At 63.5% G+C, this 23,998-nt stretch carries 16 protein-coding genes, 1 tRNA gene and 1 pseudogene; 8 read left to right on the top strand and 10 right to left on the bottom strand.

What is annotated here, in order from left to right:
- Window positions 1-29 precede the first annotated feature (29 nt).
- Complete coding sequence (gltB, locus tag KKP04_RS13810; protein WP_215032757.1) at window positions 30-4,736, bottom strand: glutamate synthase large subunit; 4,707 nt, start codon at window positions 4,734-4,736, stop codon at window positions 30-32.
- A 552-nt stretch (window positions 4,737-5,288) separates the two neighbouring features.
- Here gltB and KKP04_RS13815 point away from each other — a divergent pair.
- Window positions 5,289-6,515 (top strand): GTPase family protein, encoded by a 1,227-nt coding sequence (locus tag KKP04_RS13815; protein WP_251134120.1) that lies wholly within the window; start codon window positions 5,289-5,291, stop codon window positions 6,513-6,515.
- Window positions 6,512-8,071 carry a GTPase family protein gene (locus KKP04_RS13820; protein WP_215032763.1) on the top strand — a complete coding sequence of 520 codons (1,560 nt, stop codon included), beginning with the start codon at window positions 6,512-6,514 and terminating at the stop codon, window positions 8,069-8,071. The genes KKP04_RS13815 and KKP04_RS13820 overlap by 4 nt, the downstream gene beginning before the upstream one ends.
- A 45-nt stretch (window positions 8,072-8,116) precedes the next feature.
- On the opposite strand, the gene KKP04_RS13825 is transcribed toward KKP04_RS13820, so the two are convergent.
- On the bottom strand, window positions 8,117-8,377 hold the full coding sequence (locus KKP04_RS13825; RefSeq protein ID WP_037236817.1) for a DUF2312 domain-containing protein: 261 nt from the start codon (window positions 8,375-8,377) through the stop codon (window positions 8,117-8,119).
- Window positions 8,378-8,761: 384 nt separating this feature from the next.
- Here KKP04_RS13825 and KKP04_RS13830 point away from each other — a divergent pair, with 384 nt between their 5' ends.
- Both KKP04_RS13830 and KKP04_RS13835 read left to right on the top strand, forming a co-directional pair.
- Window positions 8,762-9,208, top strand: a complete 447-nt coding sequence (locus KKP04_RS13830; protein ID WP_215032766.1) for a MaoC family dehydratase — start codon at window positions 8,762-8,764, stop codon at window positions 9,206-9,208.
- Between the two features lie 48 nt (window positions 9,209-9,256).
- Window positions 9,257-10,222, top strand: coding sequence for a bifunctional riboflavin kinase/FAD synthetase (locus KKP04_RS13835; RefSeq protein WP_215032770.1), 966 nt, complete (start codon window positions 9,257-9,259; stop codon window positions 10,220-10,222).
- A gap of 69 nt (window positions 10,223-10,291) precedes the next feature.
- Here KKP04_RS13835 and KKP04_RS13840 read toward each other — a convergent pair whose 3' ends face one another.
- Window positions 10,292-12,697 carry a PAS domain-containing sensor histidine kinase gene (locus KKP04_RS13840; RefSeq protein WP_215032773.1) on the bottom strand — a complete coding sequence of 802 codons (2,406 nt, stop codon included), beginning with the start codon at window positions 12,695-12,697 and terminating at the stop codon, window positions 10,292-10,294.
- 395 nt (window positions 12,698-13,092) lie between these two features.
- Here KKP04_RS13840 and KKP04_RS13845 point away from each other — a divergent pair, with 395 nt between their 5' ends.
- The gene (locus KKP04_RS13845; RefSeq protein WP_215032776.1) at window positions 13,093-14,118 is read left to right on the top strand and encodes a LysR family transcriptional regulator; all 1,026 of its coding nucleotides are present in this window, start codon (window positions 13,093-13,095) and stop codon (window positions 14,116-14,118) included.
- 113 nt (window positions 14,119-14,231) lie between these two features.
- Here the strand turns inward: KKP04_RS13845 and KKP04_RS13850 are convergent, their stop codons facing one another.
- The 3 genes from KKP04_RS13850 to KKP04_RS13860 all read right to left on the bottom strand — a co-directional run bounded on the left by KKP04_RS13850 (window position 14,232) and on the right by KKP04_RS13860 (window position 18,672).
- Window positions 14,232-15,014 (bottom strand): succinate dehydrogenase iron-sulfur subunit, encoded by a 783-nt coding sequence (locus tag KKP04_RS13850; protein ID WP_215032779.1) that lies wholly within the window; start codon window positions 15,012-15,014, stop codon window positions 14,232-14,234.
- Between the two features lie 129 nt (window positions 15,015-15,143).
- Window positions 15,144-16,553 carry a methylenetetrahydrofolate--tRNA-(uracil(54)-C(5))-methyltransferase (FADH(2)-oxidizing) TrmFO gene (trmFO, locus tag KKP04_RS13855; RefSeq protein WP_215032781.1) on the bottom strand — a complete coding sequence of 470 codons (1,410 nt, stop codon included), beginning with the start codon at window positions 16,551-16,553 and terminating at the stop codon, window positions 15,144-15,146.
- Window positions 16,554-16,779: 226 nt separating this feature from the next.
- Window positions 16,780-18,672, bottom strand: a complete 1,893-nt coding sequence (locus KKP04_RS13860) for an ATP-binding protein (RefSeq protein ID WP_215032784.1) — start codon at window positions 18,670-18,672, stop codon at window positions 16,780-16,782.
- A gap of 628 nt (window positions 18,673-19,300) precedes the next feature.
- On the opposite strand from KKP04_RS13860, the gene KKP04_RS13865 reads away from it, so the two are divergent.
- Complete coding sequence (locus KKP04_RS13865) at window positions 19,301-20,626, top strand: glycosyltransferase family 2 protein (RefSeq protein WP_215032787.1); 1,326 nt, start codon at window positions 19,301-19,303, stop codon at window positions 20,624-20,626.
- Window positions 20,508-20,876, top strand: a complete 369-nt coding sequence (locus KKP04_RS15985; protein ID WP_371818815.1) for a hypothetical protein — start codon at window positions 20,508-20,510, stop codon at window positions 20,874-20,876. The genes KKP04_RS13865 and KKP04_RS15985 overlap by 119 nt, the downstream gene beginning before the upstream one ends.
- Here KKP04_RS15985 and KKP04_RS13870 read toward each other — a convergent pair.
- A complete protein-coding gene (locus KKP04_RS13870) occupies window positions 20,873-21,013 on the bottom strand; it encodes a hypothetical protein (protein WP_215032790.1) in 141 nt (46 codons plus the stop codon). The genes KKP04_RS15985 and KKP04_RS13870 overlap by 4 nt on opposite strands.
- A gap of 366 nt (window positions 21,014-21,379) precedes the next feature.
- Here KKP04_RS13870 and KKP04_RS13875 point away from each other — a divergent pair.
- A tRNA-Gln gene (locus KKP04_RS13875) sits at window positions 21,380-21,454 on the top strand.
- A 272-nt stretch (window positions 21,455-21,726) separates the two neighbouring features.
- On the opposite strand, the gene KKP04_RS13880 is transcribed toward KKP04_RS13875, so the two are convergent.
- The 3 genes and pseudogenes from KKP04_RS13880 to KKP04_RS15605 all read right to left on the bottom strand — a co-directional run.
- The gene (locus KKP04_RS13880; protein WP_371818816.1) at window positions 21,727-23,007 is read right to left on the bottom strand and encodes a type II toxin-antitoxin system HipA family toxin; all 1,281 of its coding nucleotides are present in this window, start codon (window positions 23,005-23,007) and stop codon (window positions 21,727-21,729) included.
- Window positions 23,000-23,299: a helix-turn-helix domain-containing protein gene (locus KKP04_RS13885; RefSeq protein ID WP_215032796.1), complete on the bottom strand. Its 300-nt coding sequence runs from the start codon at window positions 23,297-23,299 to the stop codon at window positions 23,000-23,002. Before KKP04_RS13885 ends, KKP04_RS13880 begins: the two co-directional genes overlap by 8 nt.
- A 524-nt stretch (window positions 23,300-23,823) precedes the next feature.
- Window positions 23,824-23,998: pseudogene (locus KKP04_RS15605) on the bottom strand (IS5/IS1182 family transposase); the annotation flags it as partial.

Genomic DNA, 23,998 nt, shown 5'->3' on the forward strand with positions numbered 1-23,998 from the left:
ACCACGCGAGCGATACAGGCTCGCCTTGCTCAACCGGCGGCAGTCACGCCGATGGAAATATCCGCCTGCTCCGGCGGGGTCGGCGCAACCTTGATCCGCTTCATGTTTTCGAGCGCCTTGCGATACTCGGTCGGCATGACCTTCACGAATTTCGGCAGGTAGAAGGACCAGTTTTCAAGAATGGCCCTTGCGCGTTCGGATCCGGTATAGCGGCGATGGTTCTCGATAAGGCGGGCAAGCCGCAGTTCGTCGTCGCGCGTCATATCGTGCATGAGGTGTACGTAGTTGAAGCGTTCGAGCGTGTCGCCGCTCGCCTGATTGAAGGGCGAGACGTCGCCCGGATCGATGGGCTCAAGCTCGACCATCGCCATGTTGCAGCGCTTCGGAAACGAGCCGTCCTCGTCGAGAACATAGGCGATGCCGCCCGACATGCCCGCCGCAAAATTGCGCCCGGTCTTGCCGAGGACTACCACGCAACCGCCGGTCATGTATTCGCAACCGTGATCGCCGGTCCCTTCGACGACCGCGACCGCGCCGGAGTTCCTCACCGCGAAGCGCTCGCCCGCGATACCGCGGAAGTAACACGAGCCGGAAATCGCGCCATACAGCACGGTGTTGCCGACGATGATGCTATCCTCCGGCACAATCGACGTGTTCGACGGCGGGCGGATGATGAGCTTGCCGCCGGAAATCCCCTTGCCGACATAGTCGTTGCCTTCGCCTTCGAGATCGAGCGTGACGCCTTTCGCGGCCCACGCGCCGAAGCTTTGCCCGGCTGTGCCCTTGAGCGAGATCCAGATGGTATCTTCCGGCAGGCCCGCGTGACCGTACGCCCTGGCGACGCGGCCCGACAGCATCGCGCCCGTCGAGCGGTCGGCGCTGTGGATCGGCACTTCAAGCTTGACTGCCTTGCCCCCTTCGAGCGCGGGCTTCGCAAGCTCGATCAGCTTCCGGTCGAGCACATGGGCGATCGGATGATTCTGCCGCTCGCTGTGGTAGCTTGCGACATTCGACGGCACGTCCGGCTTGTGGAACATCTTCGTGAAGTCGAGGCCCTGCGCCTTCCAGTGCTGGATCACCTTTTCCTTGTCGAGCCAGTCGGTGCGGCCGACAAGCTCGTTGAAGGAACGGACGCCAAGCGCCGCCATGTATTCGCGCACCTCTTCTGCGACGAAGAAGAAGTAGTTGATCACATGCTCGGGCGTGCCCTTGAAGCGCGCGCGAAGCACCGGGTCTTGCGTGGCGACACCGACGGGGCAGGTGTTGAGATGGCACTTGCGCATCATCACGCAGCCCGCCGCGATCAGCGGTGCCGTCGCGAAGCCGAATTCGTCCGCGCCGAGCAACGCGCCCACGAGCACGTCGCGGCCCGTGCGGATGCCGCCATCGACTTGCAACGCGATGCGCCCGCGCAGCCGGTTGAGCACCAGCGTTTGCTGCGTTTCGGCGAGGCCGATTTCCCACGGGCTGCCGCAATGCTTGATCGAGGTCAGCGGCGAAGCGCCCGTGCCGCCCTCGAAGCCCGCGATGGTGATGTGGTCCGCGCGCGCCTTCGCGACACCCGCCGCAACGGTGCCAACGCCCACTTCGGAGCCGAGCTTCACGCTGACGTCGGCTTCGGGATTCACGTTCTTCAGGTCGAAGATGAGCTGCGCCAGATCCTCGATGGAATAGATGTCGTGGTGCGGCGGCGGCGAAATGAGGCCGACGCCCGCCGTCGAATGGCGTACCTTCGCGATGGTGTCGTCGACCTTGTGGCCCGGAAGCTGGCCGCCTTCGCCCGGCTTCGCGCCCTGCACGACCTTGATCTGCATCATGTCGGAATTGACGAGATATTCCGTCGTCACGCCGAAGCGGCCCGACGCCACCTGCTTGATGGCGGAGCGCATGCTGTCGCCGCTCGCGAGCGGCTTGAAGCGGTCGGCTTCCTCGCCGCCTTCGCCCGTGTTCGACTTGCCGCCGATGCGGTTCATGGCGATGGCGAGCGTGGTGTGCGCCTCGCGGCTGATCGAGCCGAAGGACATCGCGCCTGTGGCGAAGCGCTTCACGATCTCGACGGCCGGTTCCACCTCATCGACTGGCACGGGCGCGCGCCCGAGTTCGCCCGCGTCCTTGATTCGGAACAGGCCGCGGATGGTCATCAGGCGCTCGGCCTGTTCGTTGATGCTCTTCGCGAAGGACCGATACTTCTCCGGCAGATTGCCGCGCACAGCGTGCTGAAGGTCGCCCACGGTGTCGGGCGTCCAGACGTGATCTTCGCCGCGCACGCGATAGGCGTACTCGCCGCCCACATCGAGCGTGCCCTTGAGAACCGGCGCATCGGAGAAGGCGAGGCGATGGCGCTCGACGGTTTCGCGCGCGATCTCGTCCAGCCCGACGCCCTCGATGGCCGTCTGCGTGCCGGTGAAATACTTGTTCACGAAGTCCGAGCGAAGCCCGACGGCGTCGAAGATCTGCGCGCCGCAATAAGACTGATAGGTAGAGATGCCCATCTTGGACATCACCTTCATCAGGCCCTTGCCGATGGCCTTTACATAGCGCTTCTCGGCTTCCTTCTTGGCGATCGGCTTCGAAAACTCGCCGAGTTTCGCCTCGATCGTCTCGAAGGCGAGATAGGGGTTGATGGCTTCCGCGCCGAAGCCCGCGAGCACCGCGAACTGATGGATCTCGTGCGCCTCGGCCGTTTCGACCACAAGGCCGACGGACGTGCGCAGGCCCTTGCGGATGAGGTGATGATGCACCGCGCTCGTCGCGAGCAGGCTCGGGATCGGGATGCGGTTCGGGCCGGCCTCGCGGTCAGACACTATAATGATGTTCCAGCCCTGAAGGACGGAGGTTTCCGCGCGCTTGCAAAGCAGGTCGAGCGCGCGCTCCATCCCCTCGGCGCCGAGGTCCGCGCCATAGGTTGCGTCGAGCGTGATCGTGCGGAACGGCGTATCCGGGTGATCCGCAATATGCCGGATGCGCTCCAGATCTTCATTCGTCAGGATCGGCTGCGAGACTTCGAGCCGCTTCAGCTTCCACGTGCCCTGAAGGTCGAGGATGTTCGGACGCGGGCCGATGAACGAGACGAGGCTCATGACCAGTTCCTCGCGGATCGGGTCAATGGGCGGGTTCGTGACCTGCGCGAAGTTCTGCTTGAAATAGGTGTGGAGCAGCTTCGGCCGCGAGGAGAGCGCGGAAATGGGCGTGTCTGTGCCCATCGAGCCGATGGCTTCCTGCCCGGTCTCGATCATCGGCGCGAGCAGGAACTTCCAGCTCTCCTGCGTGTAGCCGAACGCCTGCTGGCGGTCGAGCAGGGCCACGTTCGTCTTCGTCTGGGACGGGGCGGCTGGCGGAAGATTTTCGACGCGCACCTGACCGTGCTTCAGCCATTCCTGATACGGGCGCATGCTGGCGAGTTCGGTCTTGATCTCGTCGTCGGAGATGATGCGGCCTTCTTCGAGGTCGATCAGCAACATCTTGCCGGGCTGAAGCCGCCACTTGTGAACGATCTTCTCTTCCGGTACCGGAAGCGTGCCCGCTTCGGACGCGAGGATGACGCGGTCGTCGGTGGTCACGACATAGCGCGCGGGGCGGAGGCCGTTGCGGTCGAGCGTGGCGCCCACCTGCCTGCCGTCCGTGAACGCGATGGCGGCGGGGCCGTCCCACGGCTCCATGAGCGAGGCGTGATATTCGTAAAAGGCGTGCCGCTTTTCGTCCATCAGTGCGTTGCCGCCCCAGGCTTCGGGGATGAGCAGCATCATGGCGTGCGCGAGGCTGTAGCCGCCCTGCGTCAGAAATTCGAGCGCGTTGTCGAAGCAGGCGGTGTCGGACTGGCCCTCATAGGAGATCGGCCAGAGCTTCTGGATTTCGCCGCCGAACAGCGGCGACGAAACGCTCGCCTGCCGGGCCGCCATCCAGTTCACATTGCCGCGCAGCGTGTTGATCTCGCCATTGTGGCAGACCATGCGATACGGGTGCGCGAGCTTCCACGACGGAAAGGTGTTCGTCGAGAAGCGCTGATGCACGAGCGCGAGCGCCGACGCGAACAGCGGATGATGCAGGTCGTTGTAATATTCGCCGAGCTGGTACGACAGGAACATGCCCTTGTAGACGATGGTCCGGCAGGAGCACGACACGGGATAAAAGTTGATGTCGGCGCCGATTTCAGCGCGCACGCGGTTCGAGATGATGCGCCGCGCCACGTAAAGCGCGCGCTCGAAGGCGCTTTCGTCCGAGATGCAATGCGGACGGCCGATGAACACCTGCCGCTGGAACGGCTCGGTCGCGGTTACGGTCTCCGGCAAGGTTTCATTATTGACCGGCACGTCGCGCCAGCCGATGAACGGCAGCCCTTGCTCGGCGAGCACCGTCTCGACGACGGTTTCGCACTTCGCGCGAACCTCCGGGTCTTGCGGCATGAAGAGCTGACCGACGCCGTAATATCCCGTCTGCGGCAGCCTGAAGCCGATCCGCACGCCTTCCGCGACGAAGAAATCGTGCGGGAGCTGCACGAGGATGCCCGCGCCGTCGCCGGCCAGCGGATCCGCGCCGACCGCGCCGCGATGTTCGAGGTTGAGCAGGATCTTGAGCGCGTCCTGCACGATCGCATGGCTTTTCACGCCCTTGATGTTGGCGATGAGGCCGAAGCCGCAGGCGTCATGCTCGCGCGAGGGGTGGTAGAGCCCCTGCGGCTCGGGAAAGCCGTGGGCGGAGAGGGAGCTATTGCAGGTTGGCATCGCGGTATCGGTCATGGCTCTTGGCATTCGCAAGGGAATTTTAATGAGGAGTCGGTTCTATGTCGTTCGTCGGGCGCGCTATTCGAACCGTTCCGCGCGCGGCTTCTAGCGGCGATGTTTTCGCGTCGCGGCCCTGGCCGCTTCGCTTCCGTATGTTCCGCTGTCAATGCCGCCCATAGTCATTCGTGTCGTCCCCTGCCCAGTTATTTCATTCAGGCACGCAAATGCCCGATCCCGAAACGCATTTGTCTCCTGAACAAATGGTTCACGGGCCGAGCATTGCCCACGCTATCGCGCCAATGGTGGAAGCGTGCCAGAATTTTAGAACCGTGACAAGTCTGCAATGTCCCGCGCGCTTCGGCGAAACGCCCGCCGCGTCTGCTAGCGAACCCGTGACAGAAGAACCGATGCGCCGAGCCTGTAACGTCGTCGTCACACCCTATATAATAACGCGCGTCCCTCACGAAAACTGCGCTTCGCAGGGTGTTTCACAGGTTAAATTGGCAGCTCACTTTATGAGCGGAATCGGCGGCGATGGCCTTGCGTGACGAATTTGAAGGCACCCTGATGCGGAGTTGGAAGGCCGTGCGCGACAATGTGCTCACGCCGCAGGCAGCGAGCACCCCGTCAGACGAGCGAGTGGCCGAGCTTGCGAAGATCAGCGCGCCCGTCATCTGGCTCATCGGCAAGGTCCAGTCCGGCAAGACGTCCATCGTGCGCGCGCTCACGGGCGTTACGGCGGCGGAGGTCGGGCAGGGGTACAAGCCGTGCACACGGACGGCGAAAATCTTCGATTTCCCCGCCGACGCCCCCGTAATTCGTTTTCTCGACACGCGCGGCCTCGGCGAGGCGGGCTACGATCCGGCGGAAGACATCGCCGTGCATGAAAGCCAGGCGCATCTGATCCTCGCTGTGATGAAGGCGCTCGATCCGCAGCAGGATGCGGTGGTGGATGCAGTGAAGGCGGCGCGCGCGCGGCACCCCGGCTGGCCGGTCGTCGTCGCCCAGACCACGCTGCACGATGGCTACAAGACGGGCGATGGCCACCCCGCCGCCTATCCCTACGGCGAACCGGGCGCGGCGCTCGAAGTGGTCGGCCCGGTGCCGCCGGACCTCGCCAGAAGCCTCGCCCACCAGCGCGCACTGTTCGCCGATCTGCCCGGCGATGGCCTCGTGCTGTTCGTGCCCATCGATTTCACGCAACCCGAAGACGGCTTCGAGCCGGTGAATTACGGCCTGCCGCAGCTACTGGCCGCGCTGGAAAAAGCCGCGCCCGCCGGCATCGTGGCGGCGTTGAAGGACGGCGGCAGCCGGGCGGGAGACTCGCTGTCGCGGGAGGCGCATCCCCATATCATGGGTTATTCCAGCGCCGCCGCCGCCGCCGATGTGATGCCGGTCGCGGGCGCGGTCGCGGTCCCCGCCGTTCAGGCGAAGATGCTGCACAGCCTCGCAAGCATCTACGGCGTGGAGTGGAACCGCCGCACCTTGTCCGAATTCGGCGCATGCCTCGGCGCAGGCGTGGTGACGCGCATGGCCGCGTCGTTCGGCGCGCGCCAGCTTGCGAAGCTCATCCCGGTCTACGGGCAGACGGCGGGCGCGGCGGCGGCGGCCGCGTCGAGCTTTGCCACCACCTTCGCCATCGGCAAGGCGGCGTGCTACTTCCTCGCGCGTCGTCGTCTCGGCCAGAGCGACCCGAAAGGCGTAGCGGAAGCCTACGCTGCCGCGCTGTCGGAAGCGTTCCGGTTTCGAAAGAAGGCGGAAGGCGACCGCAAGCCGGAAGGCGCGTCTGCATGAGCGGCGGCAAGGACAATCTGATCTGGCTACGTTTTGCGCTCGTCGCCCTTTGCTTCGTGCTGCCTTCGCTGACGCTCATCCCGCTTGGCGGCCTGTGGCTGTGGGAGAAGGGCTATGCGCTTTACTGGGTTGCCGGCGCTTTCGCGTTTGTCGGCATCGCCTTCCTGGCCCAGCTCGCGTTGTTCCGCCGCCTCGACATCCCGCTCCGAGCGCCACGCGACGTGGAGCTTCCCGAGGACGCCGCCGCCGACACCTGGACGCCTCGCGAAAATCAGGCGTGGGACGCGGTGCTCGAAGTCGCCGACACGGTGAAGGTGGACGACCTGACAAGCTGGGCGGCGTTCTGGGCGCTCGGCAAGCGGACCATCGACGCGGTCGCCCGGAAGCTTCACCCGGAGCAGGAAAATCCGCTCTGGGAGTTCACCGCGCCCGAGGCGCTGACGATTGTCGAGCAGGTCGCCGTGCGTCTCAAGCCCGTCGTCGCGGACAACATTCCGCTGGGCGACAAGCTCACCATCGGGCAGATCATCCGCATCTATGAATATCGCTCGCTGATCGATGTGGCGCAGAAGGGCTACGACATCTGGCGCATCATCCGCATGCTGAACCCGGCGGCGGCGGTCACGCAGGAACTGCGCGAGCGCATGTCGAACCAGATGTATCGCTGGGGGCGCGAGGAACTCGCCAAGCGTCTCGCGCGGGCCTACGTGAAGGAAGTCGGCCGCGCCGCCATCGACCTTTACGGCGGGCGTTTGCGTGTCGAGCCGGAAGACCTTCAGGCGCATGTGACCGAGGCGACGGAGCGCGACCGCCGCGCCGCCTCGAAGGTTGAGGCCGAGCCGTTGCGCCTGCTCATCGCCGGGCAGGTAAACGCGGGCAAGTCGAGCCTCGTGAATGCGCTGCTGGCCGAAATCCGCGCCGGGTCAGACGTGCTGCCGCTGACGAACGGCTTCACGGCCTACGAACTGAAACGCGAGGGCGTACCGCAGGCGCTCTTGCTCGACAGCCCCGGCCTCGACAGCACGGACGAGCCCTTGCAGGCGCTGGTGGAGGAAGCCGCGAATGCGGATCTCATTCTGTGGGTCGCGAGCGCTGTTCGCCCCGACCGCGACCTCGACGCCCGCGCGCTTGAAGCCATCCGCGCCCATTTCGCCGAGCGGCCCAACCGCCGCCGTCCGCCCGTGCTGTTCGTGCTGAGTCACGTAGATCGGCTTCGCCCCGTGCGCGAATGGACGCCGCCCTACGATCTGGACGACGCCTCGAACGCAAAGGCCGCCTCGATCCGGGGTGCGGTCGAAGCGGCGGACGCGGACCTCGGCTTCGCCGCCGAGGACACGATCCCGGCCTGTCTCGACACGGGCGTCGGCCTTTACAATGTCGATGCGATCTGGGCCTCGATCACGGAGAAGATGCCGGAGGCGCAGCGCGCGCAACTTGTGCGCACGCTTCAGGACATCGACAAGGGCTTCGACTGGCGGAAACTTCGCACGCAGGCGGCAAACGCAGGCCGCATCATCGCGAAGGCCGTGTTCTCCGGCGGCGAAAAGCGGCCGTAGGTCGGTCCGCGCCCGCGAGCGATGGGCGGCCCACAGCGCATGCGCCTATTCGAGCATGCCGAGCGCGTGCATGTATGTGGCGAGGATGGCTTCCTCGGTCTGCCGCTCGGACGCGTCCTTCTTGCGCAGCGAAATGATCTTCCGCAGCGCCTTGGTGTCGAAGCCGTTCGCCTTGGCCTCGGCATAGATGTCCTTGATGTCGCCCGCGAGCGCCGCCTTCTCCTCTTCGAGGCGCTCGATGCGCTCGACGACCGTGCGTAGCTGCTCCTTGGCCGACTTGTCGATGCTGCCGCCGCTCGCGCCGATGTCGGCTCCGCCGTCGAACCCTGATGCGTCGTCCACGCCGCTCTCCTGTTCTACCGCCGCAAGCGTAGCTCACGGCGAAAATCCTGCTGTTTCAAAGCCGAGGGCACCCCGCGCGCCCAAAGCCGATTTTGAGGGGCGAGACTATAGCGGCGGCAAGGCGTGTTCAACCTGGCAGCCCCCCGCCGTCCACCTTTCGGTTGCGGCTGTGGACACTGGCGACATGCGGGGTTGCATCTGCCGCGACTCAGCCGCTCCGCCATGAACGAATCCTGATCGCGCGAGGCGATTCGCTCGCGCGCGGTTGCGCAAAACAGGGCCGGGGCCTATGACAAGGCCATCGACACGGGGCTGTCGCGCCCCGGTTTCGGCGCCACGGAGGAACACATGACGGGCACGGCACAGCAGGGGCTATATTTCGAGGATCTGTCGGTCGGGCAGGAGGCGAGCCTCACGAGCACGGTGAAGGACGAGCACATCACCAGCTTCGCCGAAATCTCCGGCGACACGAACCCCGTGCACCTCGACGAGGCGTTCGCCGCGACGACGCCGTTCAAGCAGCGCATCGCGCATGGCATGCTGTCGGCGGCCTACATCTCCGCCGTGTTCGGCACCAAGCTCCCCGGCCCCGGTTGCATCTACATCTCACAGACGCTGAACTTCAAGGCGCCGGTCCATATCGGCGACGAAGTCGTCACGACGGTGCGGGTTACGGACTTGATCACGGAAAAGAGAAGGGCAATCTTCCACTGCGAGTGCAAAGTGAGTGGGAAAGCGGTTGTCGTCGGCGAGGCCGTCATCATGGTTCCGTCGCGCGAACCTAAGCAGAAATAGCGGTTCGAAGCGTTTCCGAGGCGCGCGAACAGCTCCGAGTGAGGTGGAATGGACGTCGTCCACGGGTGGCATGAAGTTCCCGACTCCGCGAAAGGTGCGTCGCTCGCGATCGGCACCTTCGACGGGGTCCATCGCGGCCACCGCGCCGTGCTCCACGCCGCGCAGGAAAAGGCTCAGGACGGCCGCCTGCCGATGGGTGCCATGATCTTCGAGCCGTATCCGCGCAAGTTCTTCCAGCCGCAGAAGCCGCTGTTCCGGCTCACGACGCTACAGCGCAAGCTCGACCTGCTCGCCGCCTATGGCTGCGGCTTCACGGCGGTGATTGCGTTCGACGCGGACCTCGCGGGGCTCCCGGCGGACGCCTTCGTGGAGCAAATCCTCGTCGACGCCTTCGCCATCAAGCACGCAAGCGTCGGCTACAATTTCTTCTTTGGCAAAGGCCGCAGCGGCAATCCGGACGTGCTTGCCGCGCTCGGGCGGCAACATGGATTCGGGGTGACGGTCGTGTCGGCACAGGGTTACGCAGGCGACGTGTTTTCATCGACGCGCATTCGGGAATTGCTCGCGGAGGGCGATGTCGCGGCCGCCGCCGAAATGCTCGGTTCGTGGTGGCGGATCTCAGGCCCGGTCGAAGGCGGGGCAGGGCGCGGCAAGGTGCTGGGCTACCCGACCGCGAACATTCGCCTTGGGGACGGCGTGTCGCTGAAGCATGGCATATACGCCGTCAACGCCTATATCGATGGCCGCAAGGTGCAGGGCGCATCCTATCTCGGCACGCGGCCGACATTCGACGCCGGGCAGCCGCTGCTTGAAACCTTCCTCTTCGATTTCGACGGCGACCTTTACGGACAGACGATTGAAATCGAGTTCATCGCCTACATCCGCGACGACGCCAAGTTCAAGTCGGCCGAGGCGCTCGCGCAGCAAATGGCGGTGGACGTCGCCAACGCGAGGGAAATCCTCGGGCGTGCGGGCGGGTCGTCGCCAGCGGCGGAGGACGGCGACAGCACTTGAGCCGGATGCGCCAAACCCGGCCGTCAACGAGCCGGAATTCATGAGCGGCGGGCAACGCCTCCTAACACCTCACTGGGCGGGGATTGCCCGCGCCGACTTCCGGTCGGCGGACGCCTTGCCCTTTTGCAGCGCAGGGTGATTGTCGGGCAGGAACACGGTGACCGTGGTGCCCGCGCCCGGCGTCGATCGCAGATCGATGCGGCCCTTGTGCAATTCTACGATGCTTTTCACGAGGGTCAGGCCGAGCCCAGCTCCGCGATGCCGCGAGCCCTTGCTGGGGCTCTCGAAGCGATCGAACACCGTCGCCTGTTCTTCCTCCGGAATGCCGAGCCCCGTGTCCTGCACGCTGATCGCGACGCCGTGCCGCTCACGGCGGCAGGCAAGGGTGATCCTGCCGTCCTCCGGCGAAAGGCCGATGGCGTTCGAAAGCAGATTGTACAGCACCTGAATGATGCGGTTCGAATCCGCCATCACCGTTCCCGCGCCGCTCGCGATATGCACATCGAGATGCACATTCGCGCGGCTGAGGCGTTCGCGCACGCCGAGTTCCGCCGCCTCGATGAGTTTCTCGATCTCCACCGGGGCAAGCCTCAGATCGAGCGCGCCTGCGTCGAGGGCCGCAAGGTCGATGATGTCGTTGATGATGTTGAGAAGCACCTCGCTCGACGTCTTGATGTGGTCGAGATACTCGCGCTGCTTGTTGTTGAGCGCGCCGAAAGCAGGTTCGGCCAGCATGTCGGTGAAGCCGATGATCGTGGTGAGCGGCGTGCGTAGCTCGTAGGACACATGGCTCAGGAACGCCGTCTTCAGCCTGTCGGAAGCTTCGAGCGCCTCGTTCCTTTCGAGCAGCACCTCTTCGAAGCGCTTTCTGTCGGTCACGTCCGCGAAGGTGACGAGCGTGCCGCCGTCCGGCAGCGGCGTCACCACATAGGCGAGATGCGCGCCGTCGCTTTTCGCAACCGTGCCGCTGAAGGTGTCGCGGGCTTCCGGCATGCCCGTGACCGCTTCGCGCAGCGTGTGCCAGAAATCGGGGTCGGGTGCCAGCGTGTCGCTCGCCTTGCGGATATCCTCGAAATGCGGCTGTTCGTCGAGCATTTCTTCCGACAGCGTCCAGATGGATCGGAAGGACGGGTTGTAGAGGTCGAGCCGACCGTCCGCGCCGAACACGGCGATGCCTTCGCTCAGGTGGTCGAGCGTCTCGCGCTGCCCCTCGATAAGCGTGTGGAACTGGCGTTCGAGTGCAAGCTTCTCGGTCACGTCGTCGAAAAGGAACGTCAGGCCGCCGTCGTCCCGGCAATCCTTCACGACGTGAACGGTGCGTCCATCGGGGAGATGCCACAATTCGTCGAGCGTTCGGCTGCGTTCGAAGGCGAGGATCTTGCCGTCGCGCCATTTGCGGTAATCGGGTTGTTCCGGCAAGAGGCGGCGCTGGCGAAGCTGGTCGAAGAACTCCGACGCGGCGGGCTTCGCGGCGAGCCAGGCGATTTCGAGATCCCAGATCTTGGCGAACGCATCGTTGCAATAGAAGAGCGAGCGATCCACGCCGAACACGGAGACGCCCGTCGACACCTTGTCGAGCGTCCGCGCGTTTGCCGCGATCTGCCGCTCAAGCTCGTCGCGCTGTGTCTTCCACATCGAAACGTCCAGCGCCGCGCCGCCGCTTCCCCGCTCGATCGGGGCCGTGATCGCTTCATAGGTCTGCACACTGCCGTTGAAGATCGTTTGCAGCTTGATGCGGCCCGGCCTCTTGGCCTGGCTCATGCGGTGCAGATCGGTTCGCTGCCGGGTCTCGAACAACTCGATCTGTCTGTCGATGGCTTCCTCGCGGCTCTTCGCGTCGATGGCCGAGACATACGCCGTGTTGACCCATGTCAGCGCGCCCTTCGCGTCGCGCAGCCAGACGGGCGTTTGCAGCGCGTCGAGGATGCTTTCGCGGTCCTGAATGGCCTGCTTGAGCCGCTTGTTGTCTCCGATGAGACGCACGAGTTCCTTGTTGACCGGAGAAAACGACCGGATGCGCATGACGATGTCCGCGCCGGAAACCGCGCCCGCGATTTCGATCACATGGCCTTCGAGCGTGCTTGCGTTCGAAACGAAGCCTTCGCCGCGCGATTGCAGCCTCGCGAGGTTTTCCGCGGTAAGGCTGGCGTCGTCCGGGTGCAGCCATGAGCCGAACCGCAGCAATTGCGCGAGTTTCGACGGAACGCCGACCGCCCCCTGCATGGTGTGCAGAGCGAGCCGGGCGTGAGTGTCGCTCCAGATCACGAACACCTGGGGCTCAAGGGCGGCAAGCGCCCTGAAATTACCCTCGATCGTGCAAAGCGCGTCGAGCCTCGCGTTCTGGCGGAGAAGCTGCTTTGCGCGGTGGCGCGATTGCTCGCGGACGACGAAGGCAAGCACACCGAGAGCAGCGGCGACGCCGCCCAGAACGGCAACGATCAGGAGAAAATCCGCGCTTCCGAACGGACAAGACACGGGCGCCGCATCGCTCGCGGCCGCCGCGGTACCGTGAAACAGCGCAAACCAACATGCGGCAACCGCGGCTGCCCCCGCTGCCCGCCGGTACCATACCCGGAAATCTCGCATCGTTTTCTCCCGCGGGGACGGACTGGCAATTCGCACATATGCCGAGTCGAGTGTTAGTTTATCGTTAATTTTCTCTTGGCCAGGTGCGGAAAGCGGCCTGCACTCAATCATACGTGGAAATCCTGTCGCGGAACATTCAGATACATGAAACCTCTTACATTGCGTCCCAGGTTGTAATATGCCAATGAGCATCGGGGCAGACCATTCATCCGTGCGGCCCTCTCCCGCAGGACTTCCAATCGCCAAGGTCAGATGTGAAAGAGCGAAGGCCGAACCCCTCGCAGATGGAACGGGGACGACATGATTCTCTGGAAATCAATCTTCGTTCGCTGGACATTTTCGTTCTGGTCGCGGAATGCGGCGGCATCAGTCAGGCCGCGCGCAGGGCGCAGCTTACACAATCGGCTGTAAGCCAGATCGTCGCCAATCTCGAACAGTCTATCGGCGTGCAGCTTTTCGACCGTCAGGTGCGGCCCATTGCGCTGACGCCGTCCGGCGCTGTCCTCCTGGACAAGGCGCGCGGCGTGCTCCTTGCGGCAAGAGAGGCGATTCAGGCTGCGCGAGCGCCCGCCATGGCGGCATTGCCGAAACTCAATATCGGGTTGGTCGATACGCTTGCAGGCACAATCGGACTCGATCTGGTTTCGAGCTTGCGCGGAATCGCCGCTCTCTGGTCCGTGCAGATCGGCCTTCACAGCCAGCACCGGCGCGCGCTTCTCGCCAGAGAGGTCGACATCATCATCTCGCCGGACCCCCTTGAAGACCAGCCCAATCTCGAACGGTACAGAATTCTGCGCGAGCCGCTCGTTCTTGCGGTTCCTCGCGGCGTCGACCCCGACATTGCCGATCTGGGCGCGCTTGCCCGCGAACGCGATATCGTGCGGCTCAGTTCCCGAACCATGCTCGGCCGCGAGGTGGACAGGCTCCTGCGCCGCCTTCGTATCGAGGCGACCGGCCGCGCGGAGTTCGACGATTCCGAGACGGTCCTTGCCATGGTGGCATCGGGGCTCGGCTGGACCATCCTAACGCCGCTATGCATGCTGCGCGGCCAGGCTTTCTGGCAGGGCGTGACCTTCGCGCCCATGCCTGGCATTATCGCATCACGCGAGATTCACGTTCTCGCTCGGGAGAGGGAGTTGGGCGACATCCCGCGTCAGGTAGCACACACAGCCAAGGCGGCGATCGGCCGGCGCATGAGCGAAGAGATCGCTCCGAACTATCCATGGATCATGGACGCGTTGACTCTGCCGGGCATTTCCCTGGTCCAGCCGGAAGACGCGCCCGAGAGACGGCGCGCGAGCGCGAATTAAATACGCTCATCGAGCAAAGGCCACGGCGGCGATAGCAGACGCAGCATCAACGGCGGGGTGCCGCCGCTCGCTGTCGGTCTCCAATTTTCCGCCCACCGAAGCGGGCTTCACGGCTAAAGCTGACGCTCGACCATGAGCTTCTTGAGCTCGGCGATGGCCTCACCTGGGTTCAAGCCCTTCGGGCAGACCTGCGCGCAGTTCAGGATCGTGTGGCAGCGATACATACGGAACGGGTCTTCGAGGTTGTCGAGGCGTTCGCCCGTTCGCTCGTCGCGGCTGTCCGCGATCCAGCGGCGCGCTTGAAGCAGCGAGGCGGGGCCGAGGAAGCGCGCGCCGTTCCACCAGTAGGACGGGCACGACGTCGTGCAGCAGGCGCAGAGGATGCACTCATAAAGGCCGTCGAGCACCGCGCGGTCGTCGCGGCTCTGAAGCCACTCGGTCTCCGGCGGCGGCGAATCGGTCTGAAGCCAAGGCTCGATGGAGCGATGCTGCGCGAAGAAATGGCTGAGGTCGGGAATAAGATCCTTGCTGACGCTCATATGCGGCAGGGGATAGATCTTCACCGTGCTGGAGATTTCCTTGATGGGCTTCGTGCAGGCCAGCGTGTTGGTGCCGTCGATGTTCATCGCACACGACCCGCAGATGCCCTCGCGACAGGAGCGGCGGAAGGCGAGCGTCGGGTCGATCTCGTTCTTGATCTTGATGATGGCGTCGAGCACCATCGGGCCGCATTCCTTGAGGTTCACCCAATAGGTGTCCATTTGCGGATTGTGGCCTGTGGTCGGATCCCAGCGATAAACCTCGAACCGCTTCCAGTCCGCCGCGTTCGCGCCCGGAGAGTTCCAGGTTTTGCCTTTGCGGATTTTCGAGTTTTTCGGCAGCGTGAGCTGAACCATGGCGGCTCCAGACGGGATGCGGAATTTCGGCGTTGGTGATATGTGGCAGCCAGCGCCGCAAGAGGCAAGATCTACATATGCCGCACGGCCAAGCTGCCGCCCGGTTTATGCACCTCGGATTGGTCCAGATCAAGCCGCGTGCCCACCACGGGCCGAAACCATATCCTTCTCAAGCCAAAGATCAAGCTCCACGAGCGCGCGTCTGGATAGCGCTTTCTTTCTGGCCGCGCCTTTCGCTTCGCCTCGCACCTTCTTCTGTGGCTCGGCTAGCGGTGGAAACAGGCCGAAATTGACGTTCATCGGCTGGAAGCTTTTCGGGCCGCCCTCGATGGTCTCTGAGAGGTGGCCGCCCGTGATATGAGCAAGAAGCGCGCCTAGCGCGGTCGTCTGCGGCGGCGGAAGCGGATCGCGGCCGTCGAGTTCGGCGGCGGCAAAGCGCCCCGCGAGAAGGCCGATTGCCGCCGATTCGACGTAGCCTTCCACGCCCGTCACCTGCCCGGCGAAGCGCACATGCGGGGCGGTCTTCAGTCGTAGCGATCCATCGAGCACCTTCGGGCTGTTCAGAAAGGTGTTGCGGTGCAAGCCGCCGAGCCTGGCGAAGACCGCGGTTTCGAGGCCGGGGATCATGCGAAACACGCGGCTTTGCTCGCCGTGCTTCAGCTTGGTCTGAAAGCCGACCATGTTCCACAGCGTGCCGAGCGCATTGTCCTGCCGAAGCTGGACAACGGCCCAGGGCTGCTTGCCGGTGCGCGCGTCCATCAGGCCCACGGGCTTCATCGGGCCGTAGCGCAGCGTATCGCGCCCGCGCTCGGCCATCACCTCGATGGGAAGGCAGCCCTCGAAATAGGGTGTCTTTTCCCACTCCTTGAAGCTCGTCTTCTCGGCGGCGAGCAGCGCGTCGATCAGCGCCTCATACTGGTCGCGGTCGAGCGGGCAATTGATGTAGTCCTTGCCGGTGCCGCCGGGGCCGGGCTTGTCGTAGCGCGACTGCATCCACGCCACGTCCATGTCGATGCTGTCGAACAGCACGATGGGCGCGATGGCGTCGAAAAAGGAGAGCGCGTCCTCGCCGGTCGCCGCGACGATCGACGCCGACAGCGCGGGCGACGTGAGCGGGCCGGTTGCGATTACCGTCGATCCCCAGTCGGCGGGCGGCAGCATGTCTACCTCGCCGCTTGCGATCTCGACATTCGGATGCGCCCGAAGCCGCTCCGTCACCTCGGCCGAAAACGCATCGCGGTCCACCGCAAGCGCGCCGCCCGCGGGCAGCTTGTGCCGCGCCGCCGCATCCATGATGAGCGAGCCCGCGCGCCGCATTTCCTCATGCAGGAGGCCCACCGCGTTCGTCTCGAAATCGTCCGAGCGGAAGGAATTCGAGCAAACGAGTTCCGCGAAGCCGCCCGTCTTGTGTGCTTCCGTTTGCCGCTCGGGCCGCATCTCGTGCAGCATCACGCGCGCGCCTCGTTCCGCCGCCTGCCATGCCGCTTCCGAGCCTGCCAGCCCCGCGCCAACGATGTGTAAGGTTGCTTTCGACGTCATGTTTTCTTTTTGCTTGTCGCTTTACCACGAGCCCGCTTCGAGCCTTCTCGGCAAGGATAGGCCGTTTCGGGGCGCTTGTGCGAGCGTTGTTAGAGAGTTCAAGCGCCGCGAAAGGGCGGCGCGAGCCCGAGCTGAACCCGGTCGAGCGCGTCCGGCTCTCCCTCAAGGAGCGCTTCCTCTCGCACCGGCTGCTCGACGATTAGGACGCCATCGTCGACGCCGCAGGTCAATGCTTAGGCAAGGCGGTATGATATATCCGCTCGGGTCCGGCTCTCGGGATTTCGAAATGAATCGAAGCCCCCGTTGTCGACGGGGCTGCCCAGATCCGGCCGCCATGCAGCCGAACGATTTCCCGGCAGATCGTCAAACCGAGCCCGGATCCGCCCGCTCCGATGTTCGTCTTGCCGCTCTGGGCAAATTTATCGAACACGCGATCCAGTTCGTCCTCCGGGATACCGATGCCGCGATCCTCTATATGACAGTGGATCGCCGCGCTGCCGTCGGGCGTGGCCGCATCGGCTATGGTGACGGAGATGGTCCCGCCGTGCGGAGAAAACTTGATCGCGTTTGAAAACAGATTGACGAAAACCTGCATCATGCGCCGCGCATCGAACACGGCCTCAAGCTCATCTGTCCGCGCCTCGAATTGCACGCGGAGAGCTTTATCCTCGATGAGCGAGCCGAGTTCGACTTCGGCATTCCGGGCCACGTCCATGAGATTTCCGCGCTCCATGTCCAGATCCGACCAGGCGGATTCGAGCTTGGACAGATCGAGCAGCGCATTCAGCATGCCAAGAAGGCGATCGCCCGCCGTCTTGATATTCGTCAGGCATTTATCCAGCCGGATCTCGTCGTGTCCGCGCGCCGCCTTCAACCCGAACACGGCGTAGTTCAGGATAGCGTGCATCGGCGTCCTGAATTCATGGCTTATGGTCATGAGAAAGGCGGTCTTCAGCCTGTTGGCTTCGTCGGCTTGCTCCTTGGCGGTCTTCAGTTCGACGTTGACGCGCTCAAGCCGCCCGCGCTCTGCCGCCAGAGCCCCGCTCGTTCTGCGAAGCTGGCGGTGACGGCGACGCAGGCTGTCGTTCGCCAGCGCCAGCCTGCGGCTTCCGTCGTACAGAGCGATTTCCCGCTCGACGCGGCGGCCGCTCTCCCGGACGAGAACCCAGCTCAGGGTGAGAAGGAGCGCAAGCACGCCCGCGCAAAGCGCTCCCAGTTTGGCGGCGGCGCTGTCGACGGCCGCGTAAACCTCCGGTTCGGCGATCCCGGACAAAACCAGAAGCGGATAGTTGCCCACCTTGCGCCAGCGCAAGAACGTGTCCGAGTTGTGGAGCGAATCGTGGGCGCGCCTTTGCCCGGCGGGCTGGCCGCCGGTGATCTCCTCCAGGTTCGGGTATGTCTTTCCAACAAGCGCGACGTCGGTCTTTTGCCGGTTGGAGAACGATGCCCGAATGACGCCATCGGTGCCCACCAGCATCAGGCTGCCGCTCTTGCCAAGGTTGACCGATTGCTGGAGGGTCGTAAGCGAAACGGGCGAAAGCGAAAAAACGAGGATGCCCGCGAGTTCCCCGCCCGGACCGTCCACCCGGTCGCTGATCTGGATCGTCCATTGCCCCGAGATGCGGCCGATGACCGGACGACCGAAATAGAGGCCAGGCCGCCCCTCCAGATGAACGCGAATGTGGTCGCGATCGGAAAGATCCACGGGCGGCGAGCGTTGGCTCAGAGACGATGCGAGCAGCCTTCCGTCGGGGGCCACGAAAGCGATTTGCACAATGCATGAACAAGAGGCCACCGCGGGAAGGTAGCTTTCCCAGTCGACAAGTCTGACGTTCGTTCCCTGCGCCGCCAGTTTCGGCTTGAGGAAGTGCATCGCGCTTCCGACCATTTCAAGGTTTGAGCGCGCCTGCTCCTCGAACGCGGCCGACAGGGTGCCGATATCGTTCCAGGCGCGACTCTCGGCGTAGGAGCGCGCTTCCTTGACAGCGGCGCAGAAGAAAAGAACGGTGCCGACCACGACCCCGAATGCAGAGATCGCGACCGCGAGCCTGAGTTTGGCACCCGAGCGCTCTATGCGCCTGCGCCGGTCAGGTTTGAGGCTGCGCCGCTTAATCGCCATGGCGTGCAAGTCGATGCTGGAAGATGTGGTTTACGTTCCCTGACGGCGAGGGGTGCGGAGGTCCGGGCTTCGCTGCGGGGAGGGAGGGCGGTTGAGTGTTCCGGTCACGAAGCCGGGCGGCTCGCTTTCGAGCGGTCGGACGCTCGTCGTACCGGTTCCCGAACAACGCGGTCGAATGAGCGCTGTGACACGAATATGCGGGTTGCCGCGAGGCGCCGAAGCCCTCGCACGTTCTCACCTGGGATCCGGAAGCTGACCGAAACTTGTCCAATGCTCGCTCCGAAGACGGCGCCGGATCGGGCGCCCGTTGCTGGTTTCGCGAAGTTACCCGAGCCCGTTATGCATTGCTCCAGGGCGGCGAATTTCCGCTTCATTCGATGGGCAGGCACTCGGTGCGACTTCGCTTGAATACGTTTCAGCCTCGTGCCGCAAATCAGACGCGGCACGATTCTGTAGGTTTCCGTTGTCGATCAGCTTTTCCGCGTCAAATCGAGTCCGATTAAGCGCAGGCCGATCTAGACAAGGCTGCGATGCGCAGCTTTGCTTCCGGAGAGTAAAAAGCATTTCTGCAAATATTTGAAGATTAATGATGCGCCGGGGTTAATCCCGTGAAGCGGCGGAGGCGCGCGTGCGTCATGCTCCGGAATTACAACGTCGCGCCGGAAACCAATGCGCAACGACGCTGCAAATCTTATCTCGGACGGACTTGAGCGTCGGCGGCGGCTTATTGCGACGGCGCCGTCAGACGGTGAAGGTAAAGCTCAAATGGCCGGGTTGGCTCGGCGAAATCGATCCGTACACGTCTATAAACAGAAGAGAACATCAGCGTGCAACGTGGGTGCACATCGGAGCGATGTGGGAGCGAAACCCCTTGAATTCCATGGGGGAGCGGCTTGGGAGAAAATACCGAAGTTCGCCCTCTGAGCTGCATCGACGAATTCCAGATTTTCTCGAGCACCATCGACGTCTTGGCGTCCGCCACTTTGCAATCGTCGATAATCGTTCCTCGGACGGAACACGCGAATTCTTAACGAGGGAGCCGGAAATCCGGCTTTTCGATGGGGCAGAGGAGTTCGATGACGATCTGATCTTCCCACCCGACTTCGTCGATGTCATGACCTCAAAGGTGGCGGCACACTGCAAGCGGGCAATCTTCGCAACGCATGGTGTGCTTCTTCGGCAGCCGATAGTCCGCTACTACGAGCCCACCTCTCGCGCGATTACGTTGCACTTCGGTCATGCGCTCGAAACGGATCGCGGCGTACACATGGGTGCAACAAACGCACCGTGCTTCCACTCGAGTGCAATCGAGATGGCATGGGACGATTTCAAGTATTGCAACTCTGGAGACGTCTGGTTGTCCTTGTACGCACAGGCGCAATCGCTTCCAGTGTTGACGCCGGCGCGACCGCGGAACTGGGTGCGAGAAAACACCCACGCTGTTCCAGGCGAGACGATTTACCATCACTCCCTGAAGCGAACCAGAACGCGGTTCGACAGCTCGTCTGTTCAAGATGCGGTGCTGCGCCATGCCTGGCCGATAACGCTCAAGACCGCGAAGCGTGCAAAGCTCGCCGTCGCGATCGCGGTCGATAAGGCCCAGGACACGGCAACCGCAGTCTCGCATTGGCTTCGGCGTGCGGAGCAGATAGCCGACACGGCCGAGCTGGTCATGATGCTGGCCTACGACGCCGGCGATGCAGCTCTGGCCGAAACCGTCGCCGAGTTGCGCATCCCGCACGAAACACATCTGATCGATACCTCCAAGCTGGACGGCAATTTGAGCCGATATCCCGTATTTTGTGCTTGTGAGTACGATCGAACCGCGAAAGAACATGACCTTTCTATTCGCGGTGTGGCGAAAGCTTGTGGAAAGACTGGGGCCGCGCGCACCCCGTCTCGTGATCGTCGGTCATCGCGGATGGGAAAACGAGAACGTGATCGATGTCCTTGACCGCTCGTCCGGCCTTGCTCCCTTTCTGGTCGAGGCGACGGACTTGAGCGACGCAGGGCTCGCTTCCCTACTCTCCGGAGCAGCAGCGCTTGTGTCGCCGTCGAGCGTAGAAGGATTTGGGCTCAAGCAATTGCCGAGGCTTATGGATCAGATCCTGCATCGACCTCATGATCCCGCGAAGCCCCCGTTTCTACTTGGCCAAAGCCGAACGAACAGGCGCAAGTTCAAATGGTCAGCTCTTCGAATTTAACACCGCAAAAAACTTGGAGCCGCTTTCCGCTTCGCCGACTGGGTGGGCTTGTCGGCTTTCGCCTTGATCAGATGCGCGCCGATCGATGCAAAGCTCAGGACGCCACCGACAAGCGCGAACGTGCGCAGGGCGATCAAGATGCCTTCCAGAAATTGTGTCCGAGCATCATCTGCAATCATGAGGCGCTCCTGTCGTCGCGCACAGACGGCACGAGGCGACGTTCCGGCGCGCGCGGGTCATCGCTGTCTGGAAAGGCGTTGTCCTGTGGGTGAAGGCAAAGCTCGAACGCCCGCCACGTCGGGTTCGAGCGAAATCGATCCGTACACGTGTAAAAACAGAAGAGAACATGTGGGTGCAGTGCGGTGTCGGTGCAAAACTCATTGTTTTTCGGTGTGGTGCAATGTGGGTGCAAAATACCGAAGTTCGCCCTCTGTTCCCCCTTGAACCCCCGTGGTATCGATGTTAAACCCCGTGAAACTCCAAAAACTTGGCAGTTTTCCATTTGGGGCGTAGCCAAGCGGTAAGGCAGCGGATTTTGATTCCGCCATTCCCAGGTTCGAGTCCTGGCGCCCCAGCCAACCTCAAGCTGTCTCGGAAATTCACGTATATAGCAGACCCCCACAGGGCCTGCTTACCCATATGCGTACCCAACTTTCGTACCCTTGCAATGGGGAACAGAAGTCCCGCGAGCACGGGTATGCGCCGCAAACACACTACTGGCTGCTCCCTTAACCGGGACCAGCCCCAAAGCCCGCCATCCGGCGGGCTTTGTCGTTGAATCGCCCACTCAGCCGGATTCGTCATGCTTTCACGTCCGCATGCGTTCACGATGACATGCACACATGTCCGCTCAGGTATTCGCATCTCCCTCGCTCGCGCTGCCGTCCTCAAGCCCGGCAAGGACGGCGCGCGCGCGCCGCTCAATCGCCTCGCGGAACGCAGGCAGGAGCCCATGACCACCGGCGGGCATGGCGGCGACTGCATCCTCCGCTGAAGCCGCCTCCCGCAGGACAAGCCTGGACAGAGAAGCCACACGTCCCACCACGCGGGCGGGATTGAGGCCGCAATCTTCGGCAAAGCGTTCCCAGTGACGGCGCTTCAGGTGCTCGCCCCGGTTCTTGCCAGCGATTTTCTGGGCAAGGTTACGGGTAATCCCGTCCCACGCATCGGCACACATCACGTCATACAGCGGCGCCAGCTTGGCCCCCCGGCTGCCCAGAAGGAGCGAGTAGTTCTTGGCGTGGGCATCGGTATTGCAGGCCAGCACATTGAACACAGCCTGATCCAGCAACCGGATGATGTCGGGTGCCTGCATCGCCGCGCGGGTGAGGGCGAACATGTCGGCAAGAGTCGGCCCCCGGATGCCGGTCTGGTTGGCCTCATACTTGGCGGAAGGGGGCTTGCCGAGCGCCTGGCAGAAATCCTCCTGATGGAGGCGCCGCCAACGCCCGTCCTGCTCGATGCGGTCATAGCGGTTCACGAGGAGGTAGCTTCGCGCCCCGGCCGCCCCCGTTGTCACCACCGGCACGTTCAGGCGGCAGCGGCGTGCCAACACCATGCACAACGCCTCGTTCTGGACGCTGCCGTAAAGCTGCGTGGAATCCGGCTTGAGGATGTGGGTGGACGGCGCTCCGTCGACCGGAATGCAAAGCTGCCCTTCGCCATCCACGGCGACGCCGATCTTGCTCTGTACCCCCGCCAGTGACATGGACACGCCGTCTTCGCCCGCAAGGAACGGCTTGCGGGGCAGCTCGTTGATGATCCGCTCAAGGTTTTCGGGCGATCCGATCGGGCGCCAGTCGCCCGGACTGGTCGAGCCCGGCTGGCCGATGGAAAGCGCCCCCGCTGTGTCCCGGCCGATTTCCCGCAGGATGCCGATGACATCCTCGGGGGAGGCGCCGAGCGTATGCCCGATGGCCCGCAGCTGGGCGCCTTCGGGCAGGAGGTTCGATGCCCACGGCAGGAAAATTTGGGACGGCACCGGCTGCGCCGACAGCGGCATCAGCACCGATACCGGAAACGCGCCCCTGGTCGTGAGCCATGCCTGGTCATAAGCGAAGGAAGGGCCGTCGGCCCCGACTTCGATGGTGCCCACGCGGCGGGTTTCGTAATAGACGGCTAGTTCAGGCACCCGGCTCGTCTTTCAGTTCGGGGAGGTCCGGCAGCAGGGCATCAGGAGAGGATTCCACAGGCTTGAAGGCCTTCAGGCCGACGGCAGCCGCCACGGCGAGGGCCTTGCCCAGCTGGCAGTTGGGCTTTCCGGCCTCCAGCTCGACGATGAACCGGCGCCCGACATTGGCGGCGAGCGCGAGGTCATCCTGCCGGAGCTTCAGGGCTTCGCGGCGTTGCCGCACCAGCGCGCCGAAACGCTCCGCGAGCCGCTGCTCTTGCGAATCCTTGGTTCTGGTCTGTTTGGTCGTCATGTGTGTGTTCCCGAGCGGGAACATTAACACCGGATTCCACCCTTCGGCAAGCAAATGTTACCGATCGGGAACATCTGCGCGGAAAACTGCCGTTTTAGATCGCCATATTCCCGATCGGGAACATGGCGCGCGCTCATAGGCCTCGCCATACACCCACATGTGTGCACGTTCACACAGGCGCATGTGGGCGGCACATCGCGGCCCGATGGCGGATCCGACGGCCTGCCGAAGTGCGCTCAAGTAGCGAAGTGCGGTCGGCGCCGCTGAAGTGCGCGGCGGTCGCGCAGCCGCCGGCGCCTTTCATGCGACGCCGCGCGGCTTTGCCGGACCCAACCTTCTGGCCGAGGCTGTGCGAGAAGTCATCATTTCGGCATGACAGGGCCAAGGCAGGCGCGGCCAGTTCAGCAGCCGCCTTGGAGCGATGGATCCGCGATGACGCCCGGTATCAAGCTATGGAAGCGGGCAACAAGCCTCGAAGCGGCGTCGCAGCCCCCACGAGAGCAGCAAGTCTTCCTCTTTAGTTTTTAGGCCCGCATCGCCTGAAGTAGTCCGGGCGCGCCGAGGATAGTCATGACGCGCTTCATATTATAGGACAGGACCTGGAGCGACATCTCTGTCCTCACATTGCCGAGCCTTTTCATCAGGAAGTGTGCCGAACCCATCCAGAACTTGATGGTTCCGAAGGGATGTTCCGCCGTG

Origin of the sequence: Rhodomicrobium sp. Az07 (assembly GCF_018619475.1) — a bacterium.
Classification (GTDB): Bacteria; Pseudomonadota; Alphaproteobacteria; order Rhizobiales; family Rhodomicrobiaceae; genus Rhodomicrobium.